Below are 26,367 nucleotides of genomic sequence, written 5' to 3'. Positions count from 1 at the left end.
TTTTCCTTATATTTCTCATTAGATTTTTTAGTAAAATTAAACATTTTTTATAATTCCAGTTTTTTATTTAATAATATTTCAAAAAAATATTATTTCCTATTTTCCAATCGTACCAATAATGTAAGCGGATACATGATAATTCATTGTTTAAATTATCTAATAATTCATAAAAATACTGTTGACATAAGGTAGTAAAGAGGCGTAATATAAGCTCAAACAAAGATAACCTGAACAACAGTTGTTCAGTAAAAACAACTTCATAAATCAGAAGTTATTAAATACTTTGTTTTACACAATAAAGTGAATTTTTAGTAGTTTAAGCGATATAGTCTACAGACTTTAAAATAAGTTAAAAAATGTTAATAAGCTAAAAAACGTTGAAGAGGACAAGTAATGTTTGGATAGGCATCTGCAGAGAGTCGGTGTACGCTGGAAACCGATGTTGCTCCCATATATGAACTCCCCTCTGAGTATTAACCTGAATTAATAGTAAGGTTAATCGGGTCCCATTCTTCGGTACTCGTTATTAAAGTGAACAGAGTGGTCTGTTCGTGAGGTGGTCAAATTGATCACGAAGAAGGGTGGTACCGTGAAAAGAGATTTTTAACCTTTTTGCCCCTTTGACCTATCGAAAGAGGGTCTTGTAAGGGGTGGGAAGGTTTTTTATATGCAATAAATTTTAAAATTGAACTGACTGGTCTAGAGTGACCTACATTAAAGGAGGAAGCACAATATGAGTACAAAAGTACAGTTGGATGACTCAACAGCCAAATGTACAGGAACAATGACAGGTGCAGAGATTTTAATTGAAGCACTAAGACGCGAAAATGTTGAAGCGATCTTCGGTTATCCTGGTGGAGCAGTACTTCCTATTTATGATAAGCTTTATAATTCTGGAATGTTCCACATTTTAAATCGTCATGAACAAGGCGGTATCCATGCTGCAGAAGGTTATGCGAGAATTTCAGGTAAACCAGGTGTTGTTATCGCAACTTCAGGTCCAGGGGCAACAAATATTATTACTGGATTAGCAGATGCGATGATTGATTCCCTTCCTTTAGTCGTCTTTACAGGTCAGGTTGCTACAACGGTTATTGGGTCGGATGCATTCCAAGAAGCGGATATTCTTGGTGTTACAATGCCGATTACAAAACATAATATTCAAGTACGTGATGTAAAAGATTTAACTCGTATTATTAAAGAAGCTTTTCACATTGCAACAACTGGTCGTCCTGGTCCGGTATTAGTTGATATTCCAAAGGATGTATCAATTGCAGAGACTGTTTTTGAATATGACTTTGATATCGATTTACCAGGATATCAGCCGACACAGGAACCTAACTATTTACAAGTTAGAAAGCTTGTTGAAGCTGTTAGCAGTGCGAAGAAACCAGCTATTCTTGCAGGTGCGGGAATCCTGTTTTCAGATGCAACAGCTGAGCTTTTAAAATACGCAGAACAACAGCAGATTCCGATCGTTAATACACTGCTTGGATTAGGAAATTTCCCTGCTGATCATCCTTTATTCTTAGGTATGGCAGGAATGCACGGTACGTACACTGCAAACATGGCTTTATATGACTGTGATCTGTTAATCAGTATCGGTGCAAGATTTGATGACCGTGTTACAGGTAATTTAAATCATTTTGCGAAAAAAGCTGTCGTTGCTCATATCGACATCGACCCGGCTGAAATTGGCAAAAACATTCCTACGCAAATTCCGATCGTAGGGGACGCTAAAAAAGTATTACAGCAGCTTATTGAGCAAGACGGTAAAAAAGGTGATTTTGCTGAATGGCATAAAGAGCTTGAGAGTAATAAGAAAGAGTATCCTTTATGGTATGTAAATGATGACTCAGAGCAATTAAAGCCACAGCGCATTGTGGAAATTATTCATGAGGCGACAAATGGTGATGCGATCGTTACGACTGACGTTGGTCAGCATCAAATGTGGGCTGCACAATTTTACAACTTCCAAAAACCAAATCGCTGGGTAACATCAGGTGGACTTGGAACGATGGGATTCGGACTTCCAGCTGCTATTGGTGCAGCATTCGCTGATCGTAAAGCGAACGTTGTGTCGGTTGTAGGAGATGCCGGTTTCCAAATGACTTTACAAGAGCTCTCAGTTGTTGAAGAACACAACTTAAATGTTAAGACAGTTATTTTAAATAACAAAGCTCTTGGAATGGTAAGACAATGGCAGGAAATGTTCTATGAAGAACGCTACTCGGAGTCTAAATTCACTTCACAGCCTGATTTTATTAAATTAGCTGAAGCATACGGCATTAAAGCTGTTCGCATTGAAGGTGAAAATGATTTAGATAAGTTAAGAGAAGCTGTAGCCGCTGAAGGTCCTGCTTTAATTGAAGTTGTCGTTTGTCAAGATGAAAATGTATTCCCGATGGTTGCATCTGGAAAAGGTTTGCAAGAGATGGTAGGTGTGAAAAAATGAGACGCATCATTACGTTAACAGTAAATAACCAAACTGGCGTTTTGAATCGTATTACTGGTTTATTCATGAAGCGCCACTATAATATTGAAAGCATCACAGTTGGACATTCTGAAATTGAAGGTATTTCTAAAATGACATTCGTTGTTAATGCTCAGGATGAAAAAGATGTTGAGCAAATAACGAAGCAGTTAAATAAGCAAATTGACGTGTTAAAGGTGACGGATATTACTAATCAGTCTATAGTAGCCCGTGAACTGGCACTAATTAAAGTTGGTGCTACACCAGCAAACCGTCTTGAAATATATAGCTTAATCGAGCCATTCAGAGCTTCTATCATTGATGTAAGCAAAGAAAGTCTAGTTATTCAAGTAACTGGAGAGTTCGATAAAATTGAAGCTTTAACTGATTTACTAAGACCATATGGTATTAAAGAAATCGCAAGAACTGGGACTACCGCTTTTACAAGAGGTACTCAAAAACAACAAAACCAAGCAAAAGTTTCATTAGTTTAATATTAGAATCTCGAAGCTTAATTTAATAACTTTAAGCTTCGGGTTTATAATAAAATTATACTTATTCATAATAAAAGGGAGAGATTATACATGGTAAAGGTATATTATAACGGAGATGTAAACGAAAGCGCATTACAAGGTAAAAAGGTAGCAATTATTGGTTATGGTTCACAAGGACATGCTCACGCTCTAAACTCAAAAGAAAGCGGAGTAGACGTAATCGTTGGTGTTCGTAAAGGCGGATCTTTCGATAAAGCTGTAGCAGATGGTCATCAAGTATTCACAGTTGCTGAAGCAGTAGAACAAGCTGACTTAGTAATGGTATTACTTCCAGACGAGCAGCAAGCAAAAGTTTACCAAGAAGAAATTAAACCTGGTTTAAAAGCTGGTAACGCATTAGTATTTGCTCACGGTTTTAACGTACATTTCAGCCAAATCGTTCCTCCAGCTGATGTAGATGTATTCTTAGTAGCACCAAAAGGTCCAGGACATTTAGTAAGAAGAACTTATGAAGATGGAGCTGGTGTACCAGGATTATTTGCTATCCATCAAGATGTTACTGGTACAGCTAAAGACGTAGCTTTAGCATATGCTAAAGCTATCGGTTCAACTCGTGGCGGTGTATTAGAAACAACATTTAAAGAAGAAACTGAAACAGATTTATTCGGTGAGCAAGCAGTATTATGTGGAGGAATCACTTCTCTAGTAAAAGCTGGTTTCGAAACATTAGTTGAAGCTGGATACCAACCAGAAATCGCTTATTTCGAATGTTTACATGAAGCTAAATTAATCATCGACTTAATGTACGAAGGCGGTTTAGCTAACATGAGATATTCAATTTCTGACACTGCACAATGGGGTGACTTCGTTTCAGGTCCACGCGTAATTGATGCAAGAGTTAAAGAATCAATGAAAGCAGTATTAACTGATATTCAAACAGGTAAATTTGCATATGACTGGATCTTAGAAAACCAAGCTAACCGTCCACAATTCAATGCAATCAATAATAATGAAAATGCACATTTAATTGAAGAAGTTGGTCAAAAACTCCGTGCTATGATGCCGTTTGTTAAACGTCAAGAGAAGGAAGCGGTGAATGCTGGTGCGAAGAATTAGTCTATTTGACACAACGCTCCGTGATGGCGAGCAATCTCCAGGTGTTAACTTAAATGTTAAGGAAAAGCTTGAGATTGCAAGGCAACTAGAAAGACTAGGTATGGACGTTATCGAAGCGGGTTTTCCCGCTTCCTCAAATAGTGATCTGCTAGCTGTACAAGAAATCGCTAAAACAGTTAAAAATAGTTCAATTACAGGTCTTGCAAGATCTGTAAAAGGCGATATCGATGCTGCATGGGAAGCTTTAAAATATAGTGAAGAGCCAAGAATCCACGTATTTTTGGCAACTTCACCAATTCACATGAAATATAAGTTAAATAAAACACCTGATCAAGTAATTGAAACAGCTGTTAATGCTGTAAAATATGCTGCTAAATATTTCCCAGTCATTCAATGGTCAGCAGAGGATGCTTGTCGTTCAGAACTGCCATTTTTAGCCAAGATCGTTGAAGAAGTTATTGCGGCAGGTGCGAAAATAATTAATATCCCAGATACAGTTGGTTATATTACACCGAAGGAATACGGTGAAATATTCAAGTACTTACAACAGAATGTTAAAGGGATTGAAAATATTACTTTATCTTCTCACTGTCATGATGACCTCGGAATGGCTGTTGCGAACGCTTTAGCAGCAATTGAAAATGGAGTAAACCAAATCGAAGGTACGATCAATGGACTTGGTGAAAGAGCTGGAAATACTGCACTTGAAGAGCTTGCGGTAGCACTCCATATTCGAAATGATTATTACAATGCTACGACTGGATTAGTACTAAATGAAATTAAGCGTACTAGTGATCTTGTAAGTAACTTAACTGGTATGATCGTCCCAGCTAATAAAGCTGTTGTAGGTAAAAATGCTTTTGCACATGAGGCAGGCATTCACCAGGACGGAGTACTAAAAGAGAAAACAACATACGAAATTATTTCTCCAGAATTAGTCGGTGTTACGACGAATTCAATGGTATTAGGAAAACATTCAGGCCGTCATGCATTTAAATCTAGATTAGTTGAACTTGGATATTCATTATCTGATGAAGAACTAAATAAAATGTTTAAAGCATTTAAAGAATTAACTGAGACGAAAAAAGAAATTACGGATGAAGATCTTAAAGCTTTAATGTTAGAGGAAAAAGTTGCAACGAACGATAATGGCTATGAATTAGAATCATTACAAGTTCAATTTGGAACAGCGCAAATTCCCACAGCAACAATTTCATTAAAAACAAAAGACGGAGAAATCATCCAAGAAGCTTCAACAGGAGCTGGAAGCGTAGAAGCTATTTATAATACGCTAGAACGTTGTATCGGCACAACTATTCAGCTAACTGACTATCGTATTCAGTCCAATACTAGTGGACGCGATGCACTTGCACAAGTTTATGTGAAGGTTAAAATTGGTGACGGTGAAGCAAGCGGCAGAGGTGTAGCACAAGATGTTTTAGAAGCATCTGCTAAAGCTTATATCAATGCTGTAAACCGCTGCACAATTGTTCCTGAAAAACTTGGAGCAATATAATATAACGTTTTTAGAAGATCGTAGGGGGAAGAAAAATGGAAAAGACGATTGCATTATTACCGGGAGACGGGATTGGAAAAGAAGTTTTAAAAGTAACTGTTGATGTTTTAAAAGCAATCGAAGAGCATTTTCACCATCAATTCCAATTTCAATATGGACTTATCGGTGGAGATGCAATCGATCAAACGGGAACACCGCTGCCTGATGAAACAGTGGAAATTTGTAAAAATGCAGATGCTGTTCTATTAGGGGCAGTTGGCGGACCGAAATGGGATAGTAATCCCCCAGCTCTTCGCCCGGAAAAAGGATTATTAGGAATACGTAAACAATTAGATTTATATGCTAATTTACGTCCAATTATTACTTTCCAAAGCTTATTAGATGAATCAGCTTTAAAAAGAGAATATATTGATGGAGTCGACTTCATCGTCGTACGTGAATTAACTGGCGGGCTTTACTTCGGTGAGCCTAGTGAAAGAATTACAAAAGACGGTGAAGAAGGTGCGGTTGATACTCTTATTTATAAAAGAAGTGAAATAAAGAGAATTATCGTATCAGCATTCGAAATGGCTTCAAAGCGCAGAAAGCATGTTACATCTGTTGATAAGGCAAATGTTCTAGAAACAAGCCGCTTATGGAGAGAAATTGCTGAAGAAGTAGCAAAAGACTATCCTGATGTTACTTTAGAGCATATGCTTGTTGACAATGCTGCAATGCAATTAATCAATGCTCCGAAACGTTTCGATGTAATCGTTACTGAAAATATGTTCGGTGATATTTTAAGTGATGAAGCTTCTATGATTACTGGGTCATTAGGCATGCTTCCATCAGCTAGTCTTTCATCAACTGGTCTTCATTTATATGAGCCAGTACACGGTTCAGCACCTGATATTGCTGGACAGAATATCGCTAATCCAACAGCTATGATTTTATCAGCTGCTATGATGCTTCGCCATTCATTTGATTTAGAAAATGAGGCAAAAGTACTTGAAGATGCAGTAAATCAAGTGTTACAATCAGGTAAACGAACTGCCGATTTAGCTAAAGGCGGCCCGTCTATTTCAACAGAACAATTGGCTGAAGAAATTAAAGCAATCATCGCAAAAAGCCAAACTGTTTCTAAATAAGAACTTATTTCGTTATTCATTTAATTAAAGATTACTATCAATTTTTATTAGAGCTAGAAGGATACAGCGCTTTTTGAGTACATTCGAAGAGCGCTCGTTTTCCATCTAGAGAAGGGAGAACAAACAATGAAGCCTCGTACAATAATTGAAAAAATATGGGATGAACATGTCGTACTCCAAGAAGACGGAAAACCGGATCTCCTTTATATCGATTTACATTTAGTTCATGAAGTAACATCACCTCAGGCTTTTGAAGGCTTACGTGAAAAAGGCAGAAAAGTAAAAAGACCTGATAGAACATTTGCAACGATGGACCACAATGTTCCGACTCTAAGCAAGGACCGTTTTGTTATTAGAGATGAAATCGCAAAACAGCAAGTTAGTACTCTAGCAAAAAACTGTGCAGCTTTCGGAGTGGAGCTTGCAGATTTAGAGAGTGAAGATCAAGGGATTGTACACGTAATTGGTCCTGAATTAGGTCTTACACTTCCTGGTAAAACGATCGTATGTGGTGATAGTCATACTTCAACACATGGTGCATTTGGTGCAATTGCATTCGGTATTGGTACAAGTGAGGTAGAACATGTTCTTGCTACACAAACATTATGGCGCCCACGTCCTAAAACATTAAATGTGCATGTAAGTGGAAAGCTTCAAAACGGTGTTGCAGCAAAAGATGTTATTTTAGCAATCATCGGTAAATACGGAGTTCGCTTCGGTACAGGTCATATTATTGAATTTACTGGTGAAGCGATTCAAGGTTTATCAATGGATGAGCGTTTAACAATTTGTAATATGTCAATTGAAGCTGGGGCAAGAGCTGGATTAATCGCACCGGATGAAATAACTTTTGAATATATTAAAGGCCGTAAATTCGCACCTGAAGGCGAAGAGTTTGATAGAGCAGTTGAATACTGGAGATCACTAAGATCTGATGAAGGCTGTGAATACGACAAAGTATTAACGCTTGTAGGAGAGGACATTGAACCAACAGTAACATGGGGTACACATCCTGGAATGTCAGTTGGAATTAATGATAAAACTCCATCTCTAGAAAACTATGAAACTGAAGAAGAAAAGAATGAAATTAAACGTGCATATGCTTACATGGGATTAGAAGAAAATACTCCGATCAAAGATATTAAAATTGATCATGTATTCATCGGTTCATGTACAAATTCAAGATTAACAGACTTACGCCAAGCTGCTGAAATCGTAAAAGGAAATAAGGTTGATCCAAATGTTAGAGCGATTATCGTTCCTGGTTCTTATTCTATTAAAAGAAAAGCAGAAGAAGAAGGCTTAGATAAGATTTTCCTTGATGCTGGATTTGAGTGGAGAGAATCTGGATGCAGTATGTGTTTAAGTATGAATGATGACTATGTTCCTGAAGGAGAGCGCTGTGCTTCTACTTCAAACCGTAACTTCGAAGGAAGACAAGGGAAAGGTGCAAGAACGCATTTAGTTAGTCCGCCAATGGCTGCTGCTGCTGCACTTTATGGAAAATTTGTAGACGTCAGAAAACTTGAGAAACAAGAAATCTACTCTTAAGCAGGAGGTTGCACGATGGAACCATTTACTACCCTTACTGGGACAGTTGGAGTATTAAATCGTAAAGACGTTGATACTGACCAAATTATCCCAAAGCAGTTCTTAAAAAGAATCGAAAAAACAGGCTACGGCCGCTTTGCATTTTTTGACTGGAGATATTTTGATGACGGGACAGAAAACCCGGAATTTGAATTAAATAAAGAAGAAGCTAAAGGAGCTACAATTTTACTTGCTGGTGAAAACTTTGGTTGTGGTTCATCTCGTGAACATGCACCATGGGCATTATCAGATATGGGTTTTAAAGTGATTTTAGCACCATCTTATGCTGATATTTTCCATCAAAACTGTTTAAAAAATGGTCTTTTACCAATTTCATTAGAGAGCACGATCTTAGATACAATTATTGAGAAGACAAAAACTGATGGATACAAATTAACAGTTGATCTTGCAGAACAGAAGCTTCGTGATAATGAAGGATTTGCCGTTTCTTTTGATGTTGATCCATATTGGAAAGACATGCTTTTATACGGTAAAGACGAAATTGATTTAACTTTAGCACATGCCGATAAAATTGAAGATTTTGAAGTGAACAGAAGAGCTACGTTTTTATAAGTAGCTCTTTTTTTAAAAATATCGATCTTGTTTTCTCACTGTTTAATTTGGTAAACTAAAAACCAAATGTCTGCATGCTGGAGTTGGTTTAAATATTATGAAAGAAAAAAAAAGCTCTAAAGTTATTCCTTTTCCTAATTTAAAGAAAAGATTAATTGATAAAGGAATGGCAGCATTAAAAGAGAAAAACTTTCAAGAAGCATTGGAACTATTTATAGAGGCACAGGAAATAGATAGAGAAAATGAAGCAGAAATTCAATTTGGAATTGCTCTTTGTTTAATGGAGCTCGGACAATTAGAAGAAGCGAAGAAAACTTGTAAAAAAATGCTCTTAGAAGATACAGGTGATTATTTTACTGTATTACAAGTCTATTTAACGATTCTTATCCAGCTTCATCAATATAAAGAGGTGCAAGAGACAATTGAAGCTGTTCTTGAAGAGAATCAATTGCCTGCACAAAATGCCGAGCAATTTTATAAGCTACTGGAATTCAGCCGCAAAATGAATGAAACTGGTGAAGTAGATTTAGATGATACGGTGGAAAGCAATATTGATTTTGGAAGTGAACATGATCAAATGCTATTCATTCAATCATTAAAAAATCAAAATGTTATAAAATATATCCAACAATTAAAAATGATATTAGAAGATCCTAATACGAATCCGGTTATTAAAACACTTGCCTTGCAATTATTAATGGACAGCGAGATTGAAAAGGAAGTAACTGTTCATAAGTTTGGAAAGACGCTGGACGTTAAACCGAGTGCTCTCTTTGATCCGAATGAGCTCGCGTTCACAAAAAAAGTGATTAATATTTTGGATGATACATTAGGGAATGAAAATCCTGTATTATTTGAAACTGTTAAAGAATTATGGCTTCGTCATTTATATGTACTCTTTCCATTTACACCAGAGCCTGCTGAAGAAAAGCTTTGGGCTGCAGCTCTTCATTTAGTAGGATATGAAATGCATGGTATTACATTAGAAAGAGAAGAGATGGAAGCAATGTACGGAGTGTCTTTAGAACAAATAGAGCATTTATGTGTGAACATTTATCATTTAGAAGAAATTTCTTATATGCAAATATAGGCTATATGTTGAAAGCATCATTATCTATGTTATAATATAATGGTTGCAAAATCGTGATTAATTGTATATAAGGTCAAAAATTTCAAAAAATGTAAAATTACATATGTAGTGTAAGTGTCTTTTGTCATATGTTAAAAAGGCGCTTTTCACATATGGAATAAGGCCTTTATCTATGATGCAAATTCTTTACTATCGTTAACAGTTGGTTTTTATAGAAACCTACATAAACAGGTATAACTCGTCTTTTGCTTGTTAACAATGGGACAAGACATCCTCGCGTTGTACCTATCACTGATTCGCACAATATTTATAGATTTTTGGAGGGAATAAATATGTCAGTAAAATGGGAAAAGCTTGAAGGGAACGAAGGAGTTTTAACAATTGAAGTTCCTGCAGAAGATTTTAATACAGCGCTTGATGAAGCGTTCAAAAAGGTTTCAAAACAAGTATCAATTCCTGGTTTCCGTAAAGGTAAAATTCCACGCGGTATGTTTGAACAACGTTTTGGAGTAGAAGCTCTTTATGAAGATGCTTTAGATATTATTCTTCCAACAGCATATCCAAAAGCAGTTGACGAAGCTGGTATCGATCCAGTTGATCGTCCGGAAATCGATGTAGAGCAAATCGAAAAAGGAAAAAGTGTTATTTTTAAAGCAAAAGTAACAGTTAAACCTGAAATCAAATTAGGTGAATATAAAGGATTAGCAGTTGAGAAAATGGATACAACTGTTACAGATGAAGATGTTGAAAATGAATTAAAAACACTTCAAGAGCGCAACGCTGAATTAGTTGTAAAAGAAAGCGGAGCAATCGAAAATGGTGACACAGTTGTTATCGACTTTGAAGGATCTGTTGACGGTGAAGTATTTGAAGGCGGTACAGCTGAGAACTACTCAATTGAAATCGGTTCTGGAACATTCATCCCTGGTTTTGAAGAGCAGTTAGTAGGAGTAGAAACTGGTGCTGAGAAGAATGTAGAAGTAACATTCCCAGAAGAATACCATGCTGAAAACCTTGCAGGTAAGCCAGCTGTATTCAAAGTAAAAGTTCATGAAATCAAAGGTAAACAATTACCTGCTTTAGATGATGAATTTGCAAAAGATGTAGATGAAGCAGTGGAAACACTTGATGAATTAAAAGCAAAAACAAAAGCACGTTTAGAAGAAGCTAAGACAAGAGAAGCAGGAATTAAACGACGTGATGAGCTAGTAGCAAAAGCTGCTGAAACTGTAGAAGTTGATATTCCACAAGCAATGGTTGACTCTGAAGTTGACCGTATGTACCAAGAATTTGAACAACGTCTTACAGCACAAGGAATGAGCGTAGAATTATATGCACAATTCACTGGTCAAGATGAAGCTGCATTAAGAGACCAAATGAAAGAAGATGCTGCTGTACGTGTTAAATATAACTTAGTACTTGAAGCGATTGTTAAAGCTGAAAACATCGATGCTTCTGATGAAGAAGTAGAAGAGGAAATTAATAAAATTGCTGAAGCATACAATATGCCAGTAGAAAATGTACGTCAAGCACTTGGCGGAGCTGCTGATAATATTAAAGAAGAAATAAAAATTCGCAAAGCAATTGAATTTCTTGTAGAGAACAGCAAAGATGTTGCATAATATAGTATAAAGAAACAAGGCGCGATTAGATCGTGCCTTGTTTTATACAAAATAATATCCATTTACTATGTTGCAAATATCTTCCCCATCTTGTATTTATGAATCTTTCCATTAAATAAATGCTATTTTTAACGTTCATTTGGGTAAGATAAAGACAAGTTCAATATTCATACATATCATCGGTATTACTACACTTTACAACATATATTCAATTTTTTACTATAGTAGACAAAGTTTTTTATTTCTAGAGTGTTTTATTACCTCTTACCAACATAGTTATGGTAAAATGCAAAATACATACTTTTATTACTTGTTTTAATGTATGCATAAGAAGCGGTCAAGTTTATTATGATTGTAGATAAAGATATAAGGGGTGAAAGAATGTTTAAATTTAACGACGAAAAAGGACAATTAAAATGTTCATTTTGCGGTAAAACTCAAGATCAGGTTCGCAAGTTAGTTGCGGGTCCAGGTGTATATATATGTGATGAATGTATTGAATTATGTACTGAAATCGTGGAAGAAGAATTAGGTACTGAGGAAGAAGTAGAGTTTAAAGATGTACCGAAGCCTAAGGAAATCGATGATATTCTTGATGAATATGTCATTGGTCAAGAAAAAGCAAAAAAATCATTAGCTGTAGCTGTTTACAATCATTATAAACGTATTAATTCAAATAGTAAAATTGATGATGTGGAGCTTTCAAAAAGTAATATTGCTATGATTGGTCCAACAGGAAGCGGAAAAACATTACTTGCACAAACTTTAGCACGTATTTTAAATGTTCCATTTGCCATTGCTGATGCAACATCACTTACAGAGGCTGGATATGTTGGAGAAGATGTGGAGAACATTCTTTTAAAATTAATTCAAGCTGCTGATTATGATGTGGAAAAAGCAGAAAAAGGAATTATTTATATTGATGAAATTGATAAAGTAGCACGTAAATCTGAAAATCCTTCTATTACTCGTGATGTATCTGGTGAAGGTGTACAGCAGGCACTTCTTAAAATATTAGAAGGAACTGTTGCAAGCGTTCCTCCACAAGGTGGACGTAAGCACCCGCATCAAGAATTTATCCAAATTGACACAACAAATATCTTATTTATCTGTGGTGGTGCATTTGATGGCATCGAACAAATTATTAAACGCCGCTTAGGTAAAAAAGTAATTGGTTTCGGTTCAGATAATAAGAAGGAAGATTTAGATAAAAAAGCACTTCTTGCAAGAGTATTGCCAGAGGATTTACTTAAATTTGGTTTAATTCCTGAATTTATCGGACGTTTACCTGTTATTGCAAGCTTAGAGCCTTTAGATGAAGATGCTCTAGTTGAGATTTTAACGAAACCGAAAAATGCGCTAGTAAAACAATATCAAAAGATGCTTGACTTAGACGGTGTTGAGCTTGAATTTGAAGATGATGCACTAGTGGAAATCGCTAAAAAAGCGATTGAACGAAAAACAGGAGCACGTGGTTTACGTTCTATCATTGAAGGAATTATGTTAGAGATGATGTATGACTTACCTTCACGTGAAGATATAGCGAAATGTATTATCACGGCAGAAACTGTTACAGAAAAAACGCCGCCGAAACTTGTGTTAAAAGACGGCACAGTTGTAGAAAAAGATACAAAAACATCTGCATAATGAAAGAACCTGTATGATTTATTTTTTCATACAGGTTTTTTGCTGTGCACATATTTAATAACCGGTTTAGTGTAATACTTCTTTATGTTAAATTTTTCTTATTTTTTACCTTGCAAAAACGTTTAATCCTCTCCATGCTCGGAAATAATAGCTATAAATTGCCTATAAGAGGAAGATTATTAGGCTTGCTTATGAGAAATTTATTAGATTCAATTAGTTATCAATGAAGAAATGGGCCCTTCATTGATGAAAGTTTCGAATAAGATTATACATACAGTGTAGCGGTAATTAGACTTCTTTGCAGGAGGGACTTTCAATGAGTTGGACGAGTATTGCGTTGTTTATACAACTGTTTTTCGGGATTATTATCGGAATGTATTTTTTGAATTTATTAAAAGGTCAGAGGACACAGAAAGTATCGATTGACCGTGAATCAAAAAAAGAGATGGAACAGCTTAGAAAAATGAGGGCTATTAAATTAACAGAGCCTCTTGCGGAGAAAGTTCGTCCGAAAAGCTTCAAAGATATTGTTGGACAACAGGATGGGATCCGCTCATTAAAAGCCGCTTTATGTGGACCGAATCCTCAGCATGTTATTATTTATGGTCCGCCGGGTGTTGGGAAAACAGCTGCAGCAAGGCTCGTATTAGAAGAAGCGAAAAAAAATGAAAAATCGCCGTTTAAAGAAGATGCTGTGTTCGTTGAATTAGATGCAACGACAGCAAGATTTGATGAACGAGGGATTGCTGACCCATTAATAGGTTCTGTCCATGATCCAATTTATCAAGGGGCAGGAGCAATGGGGCAGGCAGGAATACCGCAGCCTAAACAAGGAGCTGTTTCCCACGCTCATGGAGGAGTACTGTTTATTGATGAAATTGGTGAATTGCATCCAATTCAAATGAATAAGTTATTAAAGGTATTGGAAGATAGAAAAGTATTTTTAGAAAGTGCTTATTATAGTGAAGAAAATAATCAAATTCCAAATCATATACATGATATTTTCCAAAAAGGATTGCCAGCTGATTTTCGTTTAATCGGTGCGACGACAAGAACGCCTAGCGAAATACCGCCAGCAATAAGGTCACGATGTTTAGAAGTATTCTTTCGTGATCTCGAACGTGAGGAACTTGCCATCGTGGCAAAGGGTGCTGCTAAAAAAGTGAATATGGAAGTATGCGAAAAAGGGATTGATACGTTAACTACATATACTCATAGCGGAAGAGAAGTAGTGAATATGATGCAAATTGCTGCTGGTATGGCCATTTCAGAGGATCGAAATGCAATTACTGTTCAAGATCTTGAGTGGGTTATTCATTCCAGTCAGTTAACACCGAGACATGATAAAAAAATTAACAAAAAGGCGAAAGTCGGATTAGTTAACGGATTAGCAGTGTATGGTCCGAACACTGGATCATTATTAGAAATTGAAGTAATGGTTATTAGTGCAGAAAAGGATAAAGGAAGCATTAACATTACTGGAATTGTAGAAGAAGAAAGTATCGGTGATCGAGGTAAATCTATCCGACGCAAAAGTATGGCAAAAGGCTCTATTGAAAACGTAATTACAGTACTAAGATCAATGGGAATTCAAGCTGCTGATTATGATATCCATGTTAACTTCCCAGGAGGTATTCCAATTGATGGACCGTCAGCAGGAATTGCAATGGCGACTGGTATTTTCTCTGCTATTCACCGCATACCTATTGATAACACAGTTGCAATGACAGGGGAAATCAGCATTCATGGTTTCGTTAAGCCAATTGGCGGGGTCATCCCAAAAATTAAAGCTGCAAAAAATGCCGGTGTAAAAAGGGTAATCGTTCCAAAAGAAAATATGCAATCTATTTTAAATGAAATTGAAGGTATCGAAATTATACCGGTACAACATCTTCAGGAAGTACTTGATATTGCATTAGTTAATCCGCCAAGGGAACAAGTAAATTCTATTATTTCTACTTCTCATACAGTAAAGCAGGAATCAGTATAATTCATTCGAAATAGTCTGACCGTAAGAGCGGGAGAGCTTTATTTATCTCGTTTTACGTATCAGGCTTTTTTTATGGACAATTATACTAGGAGAGAAAATCTATTGTATTTCATTCATTTTTGAAAACCACTTTTTCTAAAGATTTCACTCTTTTAATGTAAAAATTTTAGTCAAGAATCTAAAGAACGGGTATACTACATAAGGAATGAATGGATATACATGTTGTTCCAAATAGACACTTGTATTACAATAGGATAAAATTGTACAAGAACTTTATCCGCTTCTTAACAGTCAGTAAGATTTACTGATGAGTAAAGGGTTCGTTGGTTGAACTGACTGTAAGTGAGAGATGAGACAAAACTATTTATAGAAGTTATACTTTATATTACTGTCCGGAGGTGTTTTTAGCATGGCGAACGGAGAGACAATTATCGTCCCACTCCTACCTTTGCGAGGGTTGTTAGTCTATCCAACGATGGTACTGCATCTTGATGTAGGCAGAGACAAATCTATTCAGGCATTGGAAAAAGCAATGATGGATGATCATACAATCTTTTTAACGACGCAAAAAGAAGTATCCATAGATGAACCTACGATAGAAGATATTTATTCAATAGGTACATTAACAAAAATTAAGCAAATGCTTAAATTGCCTAATGGAACGATCCGTGTGTTGGTTGAAGGTTTGGAACGTGCTGAAATTCAATCATTTGTTGAGAAAGAAGATTATTACGCTGTTGAAATTACTACTTTTAAAGAGCCGTTAGAGAAAACAGCGGAAGAAGAAGCTCTAATGAGAACGATGTTAGACTATTTTGAACAATACATAAAACTATCAAAAAAAATATCTGGAGAAACATATGCAACAGTTTCAGATATTACAGAGCCAGGAAGAATGGCAGATATTATCGCTTCCCATTTGCCGTTAAAGCTCCCAGAGAAGCAAGGGATATTAGAAACAGTTGATGTAAAGGAAAGAATTAATCGTATTTTATCCATTATTCATAATGAAAAGGAAGTTCTGCAGCTAGAAAAGAAAATTAGTCAGAACGTCAAACGCTCTATGGAAAGAACGCAAAAAGAATATTATTTGCGTGAACAAATGAAGGCGATCCAAAAGGAGCTCGGAGATAAAGAAGGAAAGACTGGTGAAGTAGCCGCTCTTACTGAAAAAGTGGAAAAAGCAGGAATGCCGGAACACGTAAAAACAACAGCTCTTAAAGAACTAGATCGTTATGAGAAGATACCTTCAAGCTCTGCTGAGAGTGGAGTTATCCGCAACTATATTGAATGGCTGCTTTCCCTCCCATGGTCAAATGCTACTGAAGACCGTTTAGATGTTAATATTGCTGAGAAAGTTTTAGATGAAGAACATTATGGACTTGAGAAAGTAAAAGAGCGTGTGCTTGAATATTTGGCTGTTCAGCAGTTAACTAACTCATTAAAAGGTCCTATTCTTTGCTTAGCAGGTCCTCCGGGGGTAGGAAAAACGTCATTAGCTCGTTCTATTGCAAAGTCTTTAAATCGAAACTTTGTCCGTGTTTCCCTCGGTGGTGTGAGAGATGAATCAGAAATTCGCGGACATCGCCGAACATATATCGGAGCAATGCCAGGGAGAATTATCCAAGGGATGAAAAAAGCGGGAACGATCAATCCGGTCTTTTTATTAGATGAAATTGATAAAATGTCCAGCGATTTCAGAGGGGATCCATCGTCAGCAATGCTTGAAGTACTAGATCCGGAACAAAATCACAATTTCAGTGATCACTATATCGAAGAAACGTATGATTTATCAAAAGTAATGTTTATAGCAACAGCTAATAATCTTGCATCTATTCCTGGACCACTGCGAGACAGGATGGAAATTATTACGATTTCTGGTTATACAGAGCTTGAAAAAATTCATATTGCAAAAGATCATCTGCTGCCAAAGCAAATGAATGACCATGGTTTAAAGAAATCCCAATTATTAGTGAAGGAAGATGCAATTCAGTCATTAATACGTTATTATACTCGTGAAGCTGGTGTCCGAAGTTTAGAAAGACAGCTTGCCACACTTTGCAGAAAATCGGCAAAATTAATAGTGAAACAAGAACGTAAAAAAGTAACGATTACAAATAAAAATATCGTTGACTTTTTAGGAAAGCATCAGTTCAGATACGGAGAAGCAGAATTAGAAGACCAAATCGGTGTGGCAACAGGTCTTGCTTATACGACAGTCGGCGGTGATACATTATCGATTGAAGTATCTGTGACACCAGGAAAAGGAAAGCTTATTTTAACTGGTAAACTGGGCGATGTAATGAAAGAGTCTGCACAGGCAGCATTTAGCTATATTCGTTCAAGAGCAGATCAACTGCAAATTGATCCTGACTTTTACGAGAAAAATGATATCCATATCCATGTTCCTGAGGGAGCAGTGCCAAAAGACGGACCTTCTGCTGGAATAACAATGGCAACAGCGCTAATTTCCGCTTTAACAGGGCGTGCGGTTCGCAAAGAAGTAGGAATGACAGGGGAAATTACATTGAGAGGCAGAGTGCTGCCAATTGGTGGCTTAAAAGAGAAATCGCTCAGTGCCCATCGAGCAGGCTTAAAGAAAGTACTTGTCCCAATCGAAAATGAGAAAGACTTAGACGATATTCCGGAAAGTGTTCGCAATGAACTTACTTTCGTGCTCGTCTCTCATTTAGATGAAGTACTTAATCATGCGTTAGTAGAGGAGAAATAATGAAAGTAACTAGTTCTGATATTGTAATAAGTGCGGTTAGACCAGCTCAATATCCTGATGTGGATTTGCCGGAGATTGCTCTTGCAGGCCGGTCAAATGTCGGTAAATCATCATTTATTAATAAAATGATAAATCGTAAAAATTTAGCGAGAACATCATCAAAGCCTGGTAAAACACAAACATTGAATTTTTATATTATTAATGAAATATTACATTTTGTTGATGTCCCGGGTTATGGCTTTGCGAAAGTATCGAAAACAGAGCGTGAAGCATGGGGAAAAATGATTGAAACATATTTAAAAAACCGGGAGCAGTTAAGAGCGGTTATCCTGTTAATAGATGTCCGTCATCCGCCTACAAAAGATGATGTCACGATGTACGATTTTTTAAAGCATTATGACCTTCCGACAATTGTTATTGCAACAAAGGCCGATAAAATACCGAAAGGGAAATGGCCGAAACATTTGAAAGTGGTAAAAGAAACGTTAAATATGGAGAAAGAGGATCATCTTATTCTCTTTTCATCTGAAACAGGTCAAGGTAAGGAAGAAGCTTGGAATATTATTCAACATTTTATGTCATAATGATAATAGTAGAGATTTTAAGCCCAGAATAAAGATAAAATTCTGGGCTTTGATCGTATAAAGTGGAAGCTATGAACTTTTATTTTTCTTCATATATAATACGATAGCCCCGCTGGCTAAAATCAATATTGCCGGCTGCACTAGGGGTACTACTAAAGGTTCCACCGTATTAATCATTTGCACCATTTGCTGTTTGCTGTTTAAAGATTGCATAAGATCATCATAATAATGGATAAATAGAGCAAATAAAAAGACAATGACACTTTGGATATATCCGGTTTTAGTGCTGACAGATGTAAGTAACAGACCAACTGCTATAATACATAAGAACATTGTCGAATGGCTCGGCCAAGTTGAGACTTTTGGAGCATAAATCAAATGAACACCAAGACCAATTAAAATAGTTCCAGGTAATATTGTCGAATGATCCCTCTCCATATGCCCGCTAATGAGAAAGGATAATCCGATAACAATAAGAGACATTTGCCAACTAAATAACCCATCAAAAATTTGAGCATTTGTTTTTTGGAATAAGAAATAAATTCCAAACATTAATAAAAGAACAGCAGGAAATAAACCGATTTTCTTCATAATATCACCCCATGCATATAAACTTAGTAACTTGATTGATATAGTTTTTTTTGTTATTGTACTTAATAGAGAAAACATATTAAAGGTGTACTTTATAAAGAAAATAAATAGGATGTATTTTCTTTATAAAGAACGAGTGTGTATAATTTAGCTAAATATGACGAAATGTAGCCATTTTGATTGTATCATACCATAGATTTTCATATACTGTTCAAATTTAACAATAAAGAAAAAATTTGAACATGGTATACTTATTAGTAGAGAATTTTCATTTGGGAGTGTAAAAGGAAAATGCATATTCTTGTAGTCAGTTTAAATTATAAGACTGCCCCTGTTGAAATTCGTGAAAAGCTTACTTTTCAACCTAATGAATTAGGACAAGCGATGAAACAGTTAAAAAAACAGAAAAGTGTTTTAGAGAATATTATTGTCTCAACCTGTAACCGGACTGAAATTTATGCTGTTGTTGATCAGTTGCATACTGGCCGTTACTATGTAAAAGCTTTTTTAGCTAATTGGTTCGGTTTTGATAAAGATGATATTACTCCATATTTAAACATATACGAGACAGATGGCGCAATTGATCATCTTTTTAAAGTTGCCTGTGGTCTGGATTCAATGATTTTAGGTGAGACGCAAATTCTCGGACAAGTACGCACAAGCTTTTTGCTAGCACAGGAAGAAGAGACGATCGGAACAGTTTTTAATCAACTTTTTAAACAAGCAATTACGCTGGCAAAAAGAGCACATGCGGAAACAGAAATTGGTGCAAATGCTGTTTCTGTAAGCTATGCAGCTGTTGAGTTAGGAAAGAAGATTTTCGGTGATTTAAAGACGAAGCATGTACTTATTTTAGGTGCCGGGAAAATGGGCGAGTTGGCAGTAAAAAACTTGCATGGAAGCGGTGTCGATAAAGTAACTGTTCTCAACCGTACAGTTGAGAAAGCAGAGGTTTTAGCACAGCGTTTTGATGGACAGGCAAAAGGAATGAATGAGCTGCAATGCGCACTTCTTGAGGCCGATATCGTTATTAGCTCAACTGGTGCAAACGGTTTCGTCATTACGAAAGAATTAATGACATACGTAGAGAAGATGAGAAAAGGAAGACCATTATTTATGGTTGATATTGCTGTACCTCGTGATCTTGATCCTAAATTGGCAGAGCTTGATAATGTCTTTTTATATGATATAGATGATCTTCAAGGAATCGTGGAAGCGAATTTAAAAGAAAGAGAAGCTGCTGCAGAACAGATTCATCTTTTAATTGAAGCCGAGATGGTTGAGTTTAAACAATGGATTAACACATTAGGGGTTGTCCCAGTTATCTCTGCCCTTCGTGAAAAGGCATTAGCGATTCAGGCAGAAACGATGCAAAGTATTGAAAGAAAGATGCCGAATTTAACAGAACGTGAAAAGAAAGTGTTGAATAAGCATACGAAGAGTATTATTAATCAAATGCTTCGTGATCCGATTGTGAAAGTAAAAGAGTTGGCTGCTGAACCAAATGCTGAGCAGATGCTAGATCTATTCCAAAAAATATTTAATATTGAAGAGGTTGTTGAGGAACCGATCGGTGGACAAAGAGACACCAACGAGCAAGTTATTAGACACCAAGTTTCACTTCAATCGTAAGTGAGTGACTTTCTTATGATCGATATGACAAGGTTAAATGAAGCAACGATCATTATATATGCATTATGTGTCCTTTTATATTTTATAGATTTTTTAATTCATAACCGGAAGGTAAGCAAGGCTGCCTTCTGGTTACTTTCTATTGTTTGGGTTTTTCAAACATTTTTTTTATTTAATCGAATGTATGAAATAGAAAGATTTCCCGTTTTGAATATGTTTGAGGGGCTTTATTTCTATACATGGGTATTAGTTACATTATCACTTGCCCTGAATAAATTTATTAAAGCTGAATTTATTATGTTTTTTACGAATGTTCTTGGTTTTATTATGATGGCTTTGCATACATTTGCACCTTCTCAGCATGAATCGGTAGCTGTTTCCGGCCAGCTCGTTTCAGAATTGCTGTTTATCCATATAACGATGGCGATTTTATCTTATGGAGCATTCTCTTTATCGTTCGTTTTTTCTCTTTTATATATGCTGCAGTATAATCTGTTAAAAAAGAAAAAATGGGGGAAAAGATTGCGGCGGCTGGAGGATTTATCAAAGCTTGAACATATGTCTTACGTATTAAATGTAATGGGTGTACCAATGTTATTATTAAGTTTGATTTTAGGAATTATTTGGGCTTATATTAAAATTCCTAATTTTGGGTGGTATGATGCGAAAGTGATTGGTTCTTTCATTGTGCTCTCCACGTACAGCTTTTATTTATATAATCGCCTTGTAAGGGAGCTGCAGGGAAAGGCAGTAGCTTATTGGAATATAATTTCATTTTTAGTCGTACTTATTAACTTTTTCTTATTCGGAAGTTTATCGAATTTTCATTATTGGAACTATTAAGCCGCTGTAGGAGGATTTTTTATGAGAAAAATAGTAGTTGGATCGAGACGAAGCAAGCTTGCATTAACACAAACAAATTGGGTTATCGATAGATTGAAAGAATTCGGTCTTCCTTTTGAATTTGAAGTGAAGGAAATTGTAACGAAAGGTGACCAGATTATTGATGTAACTCTGTCAAAAGTTGGTGGGAAAGGCTTATTCGTAAAAGAGATTGAACAGGCGATGCTTGATGGTGAAATCGACATGGCTGTGCACAGTATGAAAGATATGCCGGCTGTTTTGCCAGAGGGTCTTACAATCGGTTGTATCCCTCATCGTGAGGATCATCGTGATGTGCTCATTTCAAAGGATAATAAAACATTAGATGAACTGCCAGAAGGAGCAATCATCGGTACGAGCAGTCTCCGCAGAAGTGCTCAAATATTAAGAAGAAGACCAAATGTTGAAATAAAGTGGATACGTGGAAATATTGATACAAGACTTAAAAAACTTCAAGACGAAGAATACGATGCCATTATTTTAGCTGCTGCAGGTTTATCAAGAATTGGCTGGAATAAGGAAATTGTCTCTGAGTTTTTAGATCCTGATATTTGTCTGCCGGCTGTTGGTCAAGGTGCTCTTAGTATTGAATGCCGGGAAGATGATAAAGAAGTGCTTGATTTATTAGCAAAGTTTACTGATGAAGCAACACATTTAGCTGTGACAGCAGAACGTGCATTTTTACATGAGATGGAAGGCGGCTGCCAAGTGCCGATTGCGGGCTTTGCAACTGTGAATGATAATAAAGAGGTAACATTAACAGCACTTATCGCTTCTCCTGATGGAGATGAAATTTATAAGGAAATGCAGACAGGTAAAGATCCAATTACTGTCGGTAAAGAAGCTGCTAAAGTGTTGACAGGTCAAGGTGCAAAAGAGCTGATTGACAGAGTAAAAGAGGAGCTTGATAAATAATGGATGGAAAACGTCCATTGCTAGGCAAGCGTGTGCTTATTACGAGAGCGAAAGAGCAAAGCTTAAAGTTTGCAAGAAGAATAGAAGAAAATGGGGGAGTGCCGGTCATTACCCCTCTTTTAAAAATTGAGGCTAATCATAATGATGAATCTGTCATGAAAAAGCTTCAAACTTTTGATAGCATTGTATTTACAAGTGTGAATGGTGTTATTTTTTTTAAGCAGTACTTAGATCTTCATAATATTCCCTTTCATTCACTGAATTCATTCGTTATTGCAGCAGTGGGTATTAAAACAAGGAAAGAAATCGAAAGTCTGGGCGTTTCCGTTCAGATTATGCCGACTGAATTTATTGCTGAAGAACTGGCGGATGAAATTGCTAATAAACTGAAGAAAAAATCAAGTATTCTCATTGTCCGAGGAAATTTGGCAAGACCAGTATTAATTGAGCATTTAAAAGCTGAGGAATTTACTGTGACAGATCTGGTCGTTTATAATACAATTCATAATGATGAAGAAGAAACGATATTGAAAAAGTTATTAGAAGAAAATAAGCTGGATTTTATTACATTTACAAGTCCCTCAACTGTTCACAGCTTTATGAAAATAATTGATAAAGAGAAATATAAAGAGTATCTTGAAAAGCTGACAATTGTAAGCATTGGACCGATTACGAATAATGCGTTAAAAGAATATGGATTAAATGGTTTCATGCCCTTAGAGTATACGACTGATAAAATGGTTGAGCTTATGGAAAGCATATGTAATAACGGGAGGAATATGTAATGGGAAATTATTTTAATCGTCATCGCAGATTGCGTACGAATGCAAGTATGAGAGCATTAGTCCGGGAAACATATCTTCATGCAGAAGATTTAATCTATCCTTTTTTTGTTGTAGAAGGGGAAAATAAAAAAGAAGAAATTGCTTCTATGCCGGGAGTTTATCAACTTTCTTTAGACAATGTTCATAAGGAAATGGAAGAGGTCGTCAGACTCGGAATTAAATCAGTCATCGTTTTTGGTGTGCCAAACGAAAAAGATGAAAAAGGATCACAAGCATACTGTGATACAGGTATTACACAGCGTACTATTTCACAAATCAAAGAATCTTTTCCCGAATTAGTCGTTATCGCAGATACATGTCTTTGCCAATATACAAATCATGGACATTGCGGAGTTGTGGAGAATGGACAAGTATTAAATGATGAGTCACTTGAACTTCTTGCACGTACTGCTGTAAGCCAGGCAAAGGCAGGGGCGGATATTATTGCACCGTCTAATATGATGGATGGGTTTGTTTCAGCTATTCGCCATGGGCTTGATGAAGCGGGATTTATCGATGTACCAATCATGTCTTATGCTGTTAAATATGCAAGTGCTTATTATGGTCCTTTCCGCGATGCAGCACATAGCTCTCCGCAGTTCGGTGATCGTAAAACATATCAAATGGATCCTGCAAACCGTGAAGAAGCATTAAGGGAAGCACAATCTGATTTAGAAGAAGGTGCGGACTTCTTAATTGTAAAGCCGGCGCTCGCTTATTTAGATATTATTCGTGATGTGAAAAATAATTTCAATGTACCGATTGTTGCTTATAATGTGAGCGGGGAATATTCAATGATTAAGGCAGCTGCACAGAACGGATGGGTTGACGAAAAAGCGATTGTCATGGAAACTTTAATTGGAATGAAGCGTGCGGGTGTTGATTTAATCCTTACATATCATGCAAAAGATGTCGCTCGCTGGCTGAAAGAAGATTAAGGGAGGAAAAAAGCAAATGAGAAGCTATGAAAAATCAAAAGCAGCATTTGAAGAAGCAATTAAACTAATGCCAGGTGGGGTTAACAGTCCTGTTCGTGCTTTTAAATCGGTTGGAATGAATCCAATTTTTATGGAACGCGGCAAAGGATCAAAAATATATGATATTGACGGCAACCAATATATTGACTACGTTCTTTCATGGGGACCTCTTATTCACGGTCATTCAAAAGACTCTGTCGTTGAAGCGATTAAGAAAGTAGTCGAATCCGGAACGAGCTTTGGTGCACCAACATTGATTGAAAATGAACTCGCAAACCTTGTTATTGAGCGTGTTCCTTCGATTGAAGTTGTGCGTATGGTAAGCTCTGGTACAGAGGCAACGATGAGTGCGTTGCGTCTTGCGCGCGGTTATACTGGACGCAATAAAATAATTAAATTTGAAGGCTGTTATCATGGACATGGCGATTCATTATTAATTAAAGCAGGCTCTGGTGTGGCAACATTAGGTTTGCCTGACAGTCCTGGTGTTCCGGAAGGTATTGCAAAAAATACGATCACTATTCCTTATAATGATCTTGAAAGTGTAAAATATGCTTTCGAACAATTCGGAGAAGATATCGCTGGCTTGATCGTGGAGCCTGTTGCTGGAAATATGGGTGTTGTTCCACCACAGCCAGGATTTTTAGAAGGATTAAGAGAAATCACAAAAGAGTACGGTGCATTATTAATATTTGATGAAGTAATGACAGGCTTCCGTGTTGATTACAACTGTGCACAAGGATATTTCGGTGTTACACCTGATATTACTTGTCTAGGAAAAGTAATCGGCGGTGGACTTCCAGTCGGTGCATACGGCGGCCGTGCAGAAATTATGCAGCAAATTGCTCCGAGTGGTCCAATTTATCAAGCAGGTACATTATCAGGTAACCCGCTTGCAATGACAGCTGGATTAGAAACATTAAAATTATTAACACCAGAAACATATAAAGAATTTAATCGAAAAGCAGATCGTTTAGAAGAAGGATTATCTGCAGCAGCGAAAGAATTCGATATTCCGCATACACTTAATCGTGCAGGCTCAATGGTCGGTTTCTTCTTCACAAATGAAGATGTTATTAACTATGAAAAAGCGAAAAAATCTAACTTAGATTATTTTGCGGCATATTTCCGTGAAATGGCGAATGAAGGTGTATTTTTACCGCCATCACAATTTGAAGGTTTATTCCTTTCAACAGCACATACAGATGAAGATATTGAATATACGATCGAAGCAGCGAGAAAAGCTTTTTCGAGATTAAAATAAGACGAGGCGATTTTGCCTCGTTTTTTTGTTTGGTAAGATGGTTGAATTTTGTCGCAATCTTTTTATGTGGTGAAAAGTTGAGAATAAGCAAGGCAAAGTTGTGAATATATAGAGCAATAACAAATAAAGAACAGATTATAATCATAATTCCTCCATTTTCACATAAATCTGTATTGTCATCGTATTTTTGAGGCGATTTGAAAGGAGGAATTATTTTGCCACAGGAAGAGCAGCAATTACGGTTTTCAATTGAAGAATCAGTTTGGTTTCAAAAGGGACAGGAAGTGTCTGAGCTTTTATCAATCTCCTTAGATCCTGACATCTCCATTCATGAGCATGATCAATATGTTTCAATAAGAGGTGCATTACTGCTCATGGGTGAGTACAAAATAGATGAGCAAGCGGAAGAAGAAGTTAATTTCTTTGAATATGGAAATATGCGTTATGTCAATGAAATTATAACGACAGAAGATGGAGTAAGTTTATTAAGTCATCGTTTTCCAGTCGATATCACAGTTCCGAGAGAAAAAATCCGGAATTTGAATGAAGTCTTTGTTACAATTGAATCGTTTGATTATGATTTACCGGAAGTGAAGTGTTTAAAATTAGTTGCTGATTTAGCAATTAGCGGAATTATTCAAGAAGAATCAGTGTCAAAGAGAGAAGTATTCTCTATTGAAGAGGATGTTGAAGAAAAAGCAGAATTTATCATAGAAGAGCATGATCAGG

Annotated in this window: 21 protein-coding genes and 1 other annotated feature; of the genes, 20 read left to right on the top strand and 1 reads right to left on the bottom strand. The window is 36.4% G+C overall.

Annotated features, from left to right (window positions below; translation table 11 throughout):
* Nucleotides 1–368 precede the first annotated feature (368 nt).
* Nucleotides 369–623: a binding site (T-box leader), on the top strand.
* Nucleotides 624–733: 110 nt separating this feature from the next.
* The 13 genes from ilvB (at nt 734) to yihA (ending at nt 18,553) form a co-directional block, all read left to right on the top strand.
* Nucleotides 734–2,455 (top strand): acetolactate synthase large subunit, encoded by a 1,722-nt coding sequence (gene ilvB / locus BFA01S_RS04935; protein WP_066226488.1) that lies wholly within the window; start codon nt 734–736, stop codon nt 2,453–2,455.
* Nucleotides 2,452–2,967: an acetolactate synthase small subunit gene (gene ilvN, locus BFA01S_RS04930; RefSeq protein WP_066226486.1), complete on the top strand. Its 516-nt coding sequence runs from the start codon at nt 2,452–2,454 to the stop codon at nt 2,965–2,967. Before ilvB ends, ilvN begins: the two co-directional genes overlap by 4 nt.
* Nucleotides 2,968–3,057: 90 nt before the next feature.
* A complete protein-coding gene (gene ilvC, locus BFA01S_RS04925) occupies nt 3,058–4,083 on the top strand; it encodes a ketol-acid reductoisomerase (protein WP_066226481.1) in 1,026 nt (341 codons plus the stop codon).
* Nucleotides 4,070–5,599: a 2-isopropylmalate synthase gene (locus tag BFA01S_RS04920; protein WP_066226575.1), complete on the top strand. Its 1,530-nt coding sequence runs from the start codon at nt 4,070–4,072 to the stop codon at nt 5,597–5,599. Before ilvC ends, BFA01S_RS04920 begins: the two co-directional genes overlap by 14 nt.
* Nucleotides 5,600–5,634: 35 nt before the next feature.
* Entirely contained in the window at nt 5,635–6,726 is a 1,092-nt protein-coding gene (gene leuB, locus BFA01S_RS04915) for a 3-isopropylmalate dehydrogenase (protein ID WP_066226480.1), read from the top strand.
* Nucleotides 6,727–6,852: 126 nt separating this feature from the next.
* Nucleotides 6,853–8,277, top strand: coding sequence for a 3-isopropylmalate dehydratase large subunit (gene leuC / locus BFA01S_RS04910; protein ID WP_066226479.1), 1,425 nt, complete (start codon nt 6,853–6,855; stop codon nt 8,275–8,277).
* Between the two features lie 15 nt (nt 8,278–8,292).
* A complete protein-coding gene (leuD, locus tag BFA01S_RS04905) occupies nt 8,293–8,889 on the top strand; it encodes a 3-isopropylmalate dehydratase small subunit (protein WP_066226478.1) in 597 nt (198 codons plus the stop codon).
* Nucleotides 8,890–8,983: 94 nt separating this feature from the next.
* Nucleotides 8,984–9,979, top strand: a complete 996-nt coding sequence (locus BFA01S_RS04900) for a tetratricopeptide repeat protein (RefSeq protein ID WP_156483538.1) — start codon at nt 8,984–8,986, stop codon at nt 9,977–9,979.
* A gap of 332 nt (nt 9,980–10,311) precedes the next feature.
* A complete protein-coding gene (gene tig, locus BFA01S_RS04895) occupies nt 10,312–11,601 on the top strand; it encodes a trigger factor (RefSeq protein WP_066226473.1) in 1,290 nt (429 codons plus the stop codon).
* Between the two features lie 381 nt (nt 11,602–11,982).
* On the top strand, nt 11,983–13,248 hold the full coding sequence (gene clpX / locus BFA01S_RS04890; protein WP_066226471.1) for an ATP-dependent protease ATP-binding subunit ClpX: 1,266 nt from the start codon (nt 11,983–11,985) through the stop codon (nt 13,246–13,248).
* Nucleotides 13,249–13,564: 316 nt separating this feature from the next.
* Nucleotides 13,565–15,238, top strand: coding sequence for an ATP-dependent protease LonB (lonB, locus tag BFA01S_RS04885; RefSeq protein WP_066226469.1), 1,674 nt, complete (start codon nt 13,565–13,567; stop codon nt 15,236–15,238).
* 409 nt (nt 15,239–15,647) lie between these two features.
* Nucleotides 15,648–17,969, top strand: a complete 2,322-nt coding sequence (gene lon, locus BFA01S_RS04880) for an endopeptidase La (RefSeq protein ID WP_066226468.1) — start codon at nt 15,648–15,650, stop codon at nt 17,967–17,969.
* Nucleotides 17,969–18,553 (top strand): ribosome biogenesis GTP-binding protein YihA/YsxC, encoded by a 585-nt coding sequence (yihA, locus tag BFA01S_RS04875; RefSeq protein ID WP_066226467.1) that lies wholly within the window; start codon nt 17,969–17,971, stop codon nt 18,551–18,553. The genes lon and yihA overlap by 1 nt, the downstream gene beginning before the upstream one ends.
* A gap of 69 nt (nt 18,554–18,622) precedes the next feature.
* On the opposite strand, the gene BFA01S_RS04870 is transcribed toward yihA, so the two are convergent.
* Nucleotides 18,623–19,144 carry a LiaI-LiaF-like domain-containing protein gene (locus BFA01S_RS04870; protein ID WP_066226465.1) on the bottom strand — a complete coding sequence of 174 codons (522 nt, stop codon included), beginning with the start codon at nt 19,142–19,144 and terminating at the stop codon, nt 18,623–18,625.
* Nucleotides 19,145–19,435: 291 nt separating this feature from the next.
* Between BFA01S_RS04870 and hemA the strand changes: the two genes are divergently transcribed.
* The 7 genes from hemA to spoVID all read left to right on the top strand — a co-directional run.
* Nucleotides 19,436–20,776 carry a glutamyl-tRNA reductase gene (hemA, locus tag BFA01S_RS04865; protein WP_066226464.1) on the top strand — a complete coding sequence of 447 codons (1,341 nt, stop codon included), beginning with the start codon at nt 19,436–19,438 and terminating at the stop codon, nt 20,774–20,776.
* Nucleotides 20,777–20,791: 15 nt separating this feature from the next.
* Nucleotides 20,792–21,619, top strand: a complete 828-nt coding sequence (locus BFA01S_RS04860) for a cytochrome C assembly family protein (protein WP_066226462.1) — start codon at nt 20,792–20,794, stop codon at nt 21,617–21,619.
* Nucleotides 21,620–21,640: 21 nt separating this feature from the next.
* Nucleotides 21,641–22,573 carry a hydroxymethylbilane synthase gene (gene hemC / locus BFA01S_RS04855; protein WP_066226460.1) on the top strand — a complete coding sequence of 311 codons (933 nt, stop codon included), beginning with the start codon at nt 21,641–21,643 and terminating at the stop codon, nt 22,571–22,573.
* Complete coding sequence (locus tag BFA01S_RS04850; protein WP_066226458.1) at nt 22,573–23,358, top strand: uroporphyrinogen-III synthase; 786 nt, start codon at nt 22,573–22,575, stop codon at nt 23,356–23,358. Before hemC ends, BFA01S_RS04850 begins: the two co-directional genes overlap by 1 nt.
* A complete protein-coding gene (gene hemB, locus BFA01S_RS04845; protein WP_066226456.1) occupies nt 23,358–24,335 on the top strand; it encodes a porphobilinogen synthase in 978 nt (325 codons plus the stop codon). Before BFA01S_RS04850 ends, hemB begins: the two co-directional genes overlap by 1 nt.
* A 16-nt stretch (nt 24,336–24,351) precedes the next feature.
* Entirely contained in the window at nt 24,352–25,638 is a 1,287-nt protein-coding gene (gene hemL / locus BFA01S_RS04840) for a glutamate-1-semialdehyde 2,1-aminomutase (RefSeq protein ID WP_066226454.1), read from the top strand.
* A 215-nt stretch (nt 25,639–25,853) separates the two neighbouring features.
* A partial coding sequence (spoVID, locus tag BFA01S_RS04835) for a stage VI sporulation protein D (RefSeq protein ID WP_082799857.1) occupies nt 25,854–26,367 on the top strand: 514 nt, incomplete at its 3' end.

It is taken from the genome of Metabacillus fastidiosus NBRC 101226 (assembly GCF_001591625.1).
Classification (GTDB): domain Bacteria; phylum Bacillota; class Bacilli; order Bacillales; family Bacillaceae; genus Metabacillus; species Metabacillus fastidiosus.
Note: the sequence above shows the minus strand (reverse complement) of the source record. Positions and strands in the feature narration are given on the sequence as shown.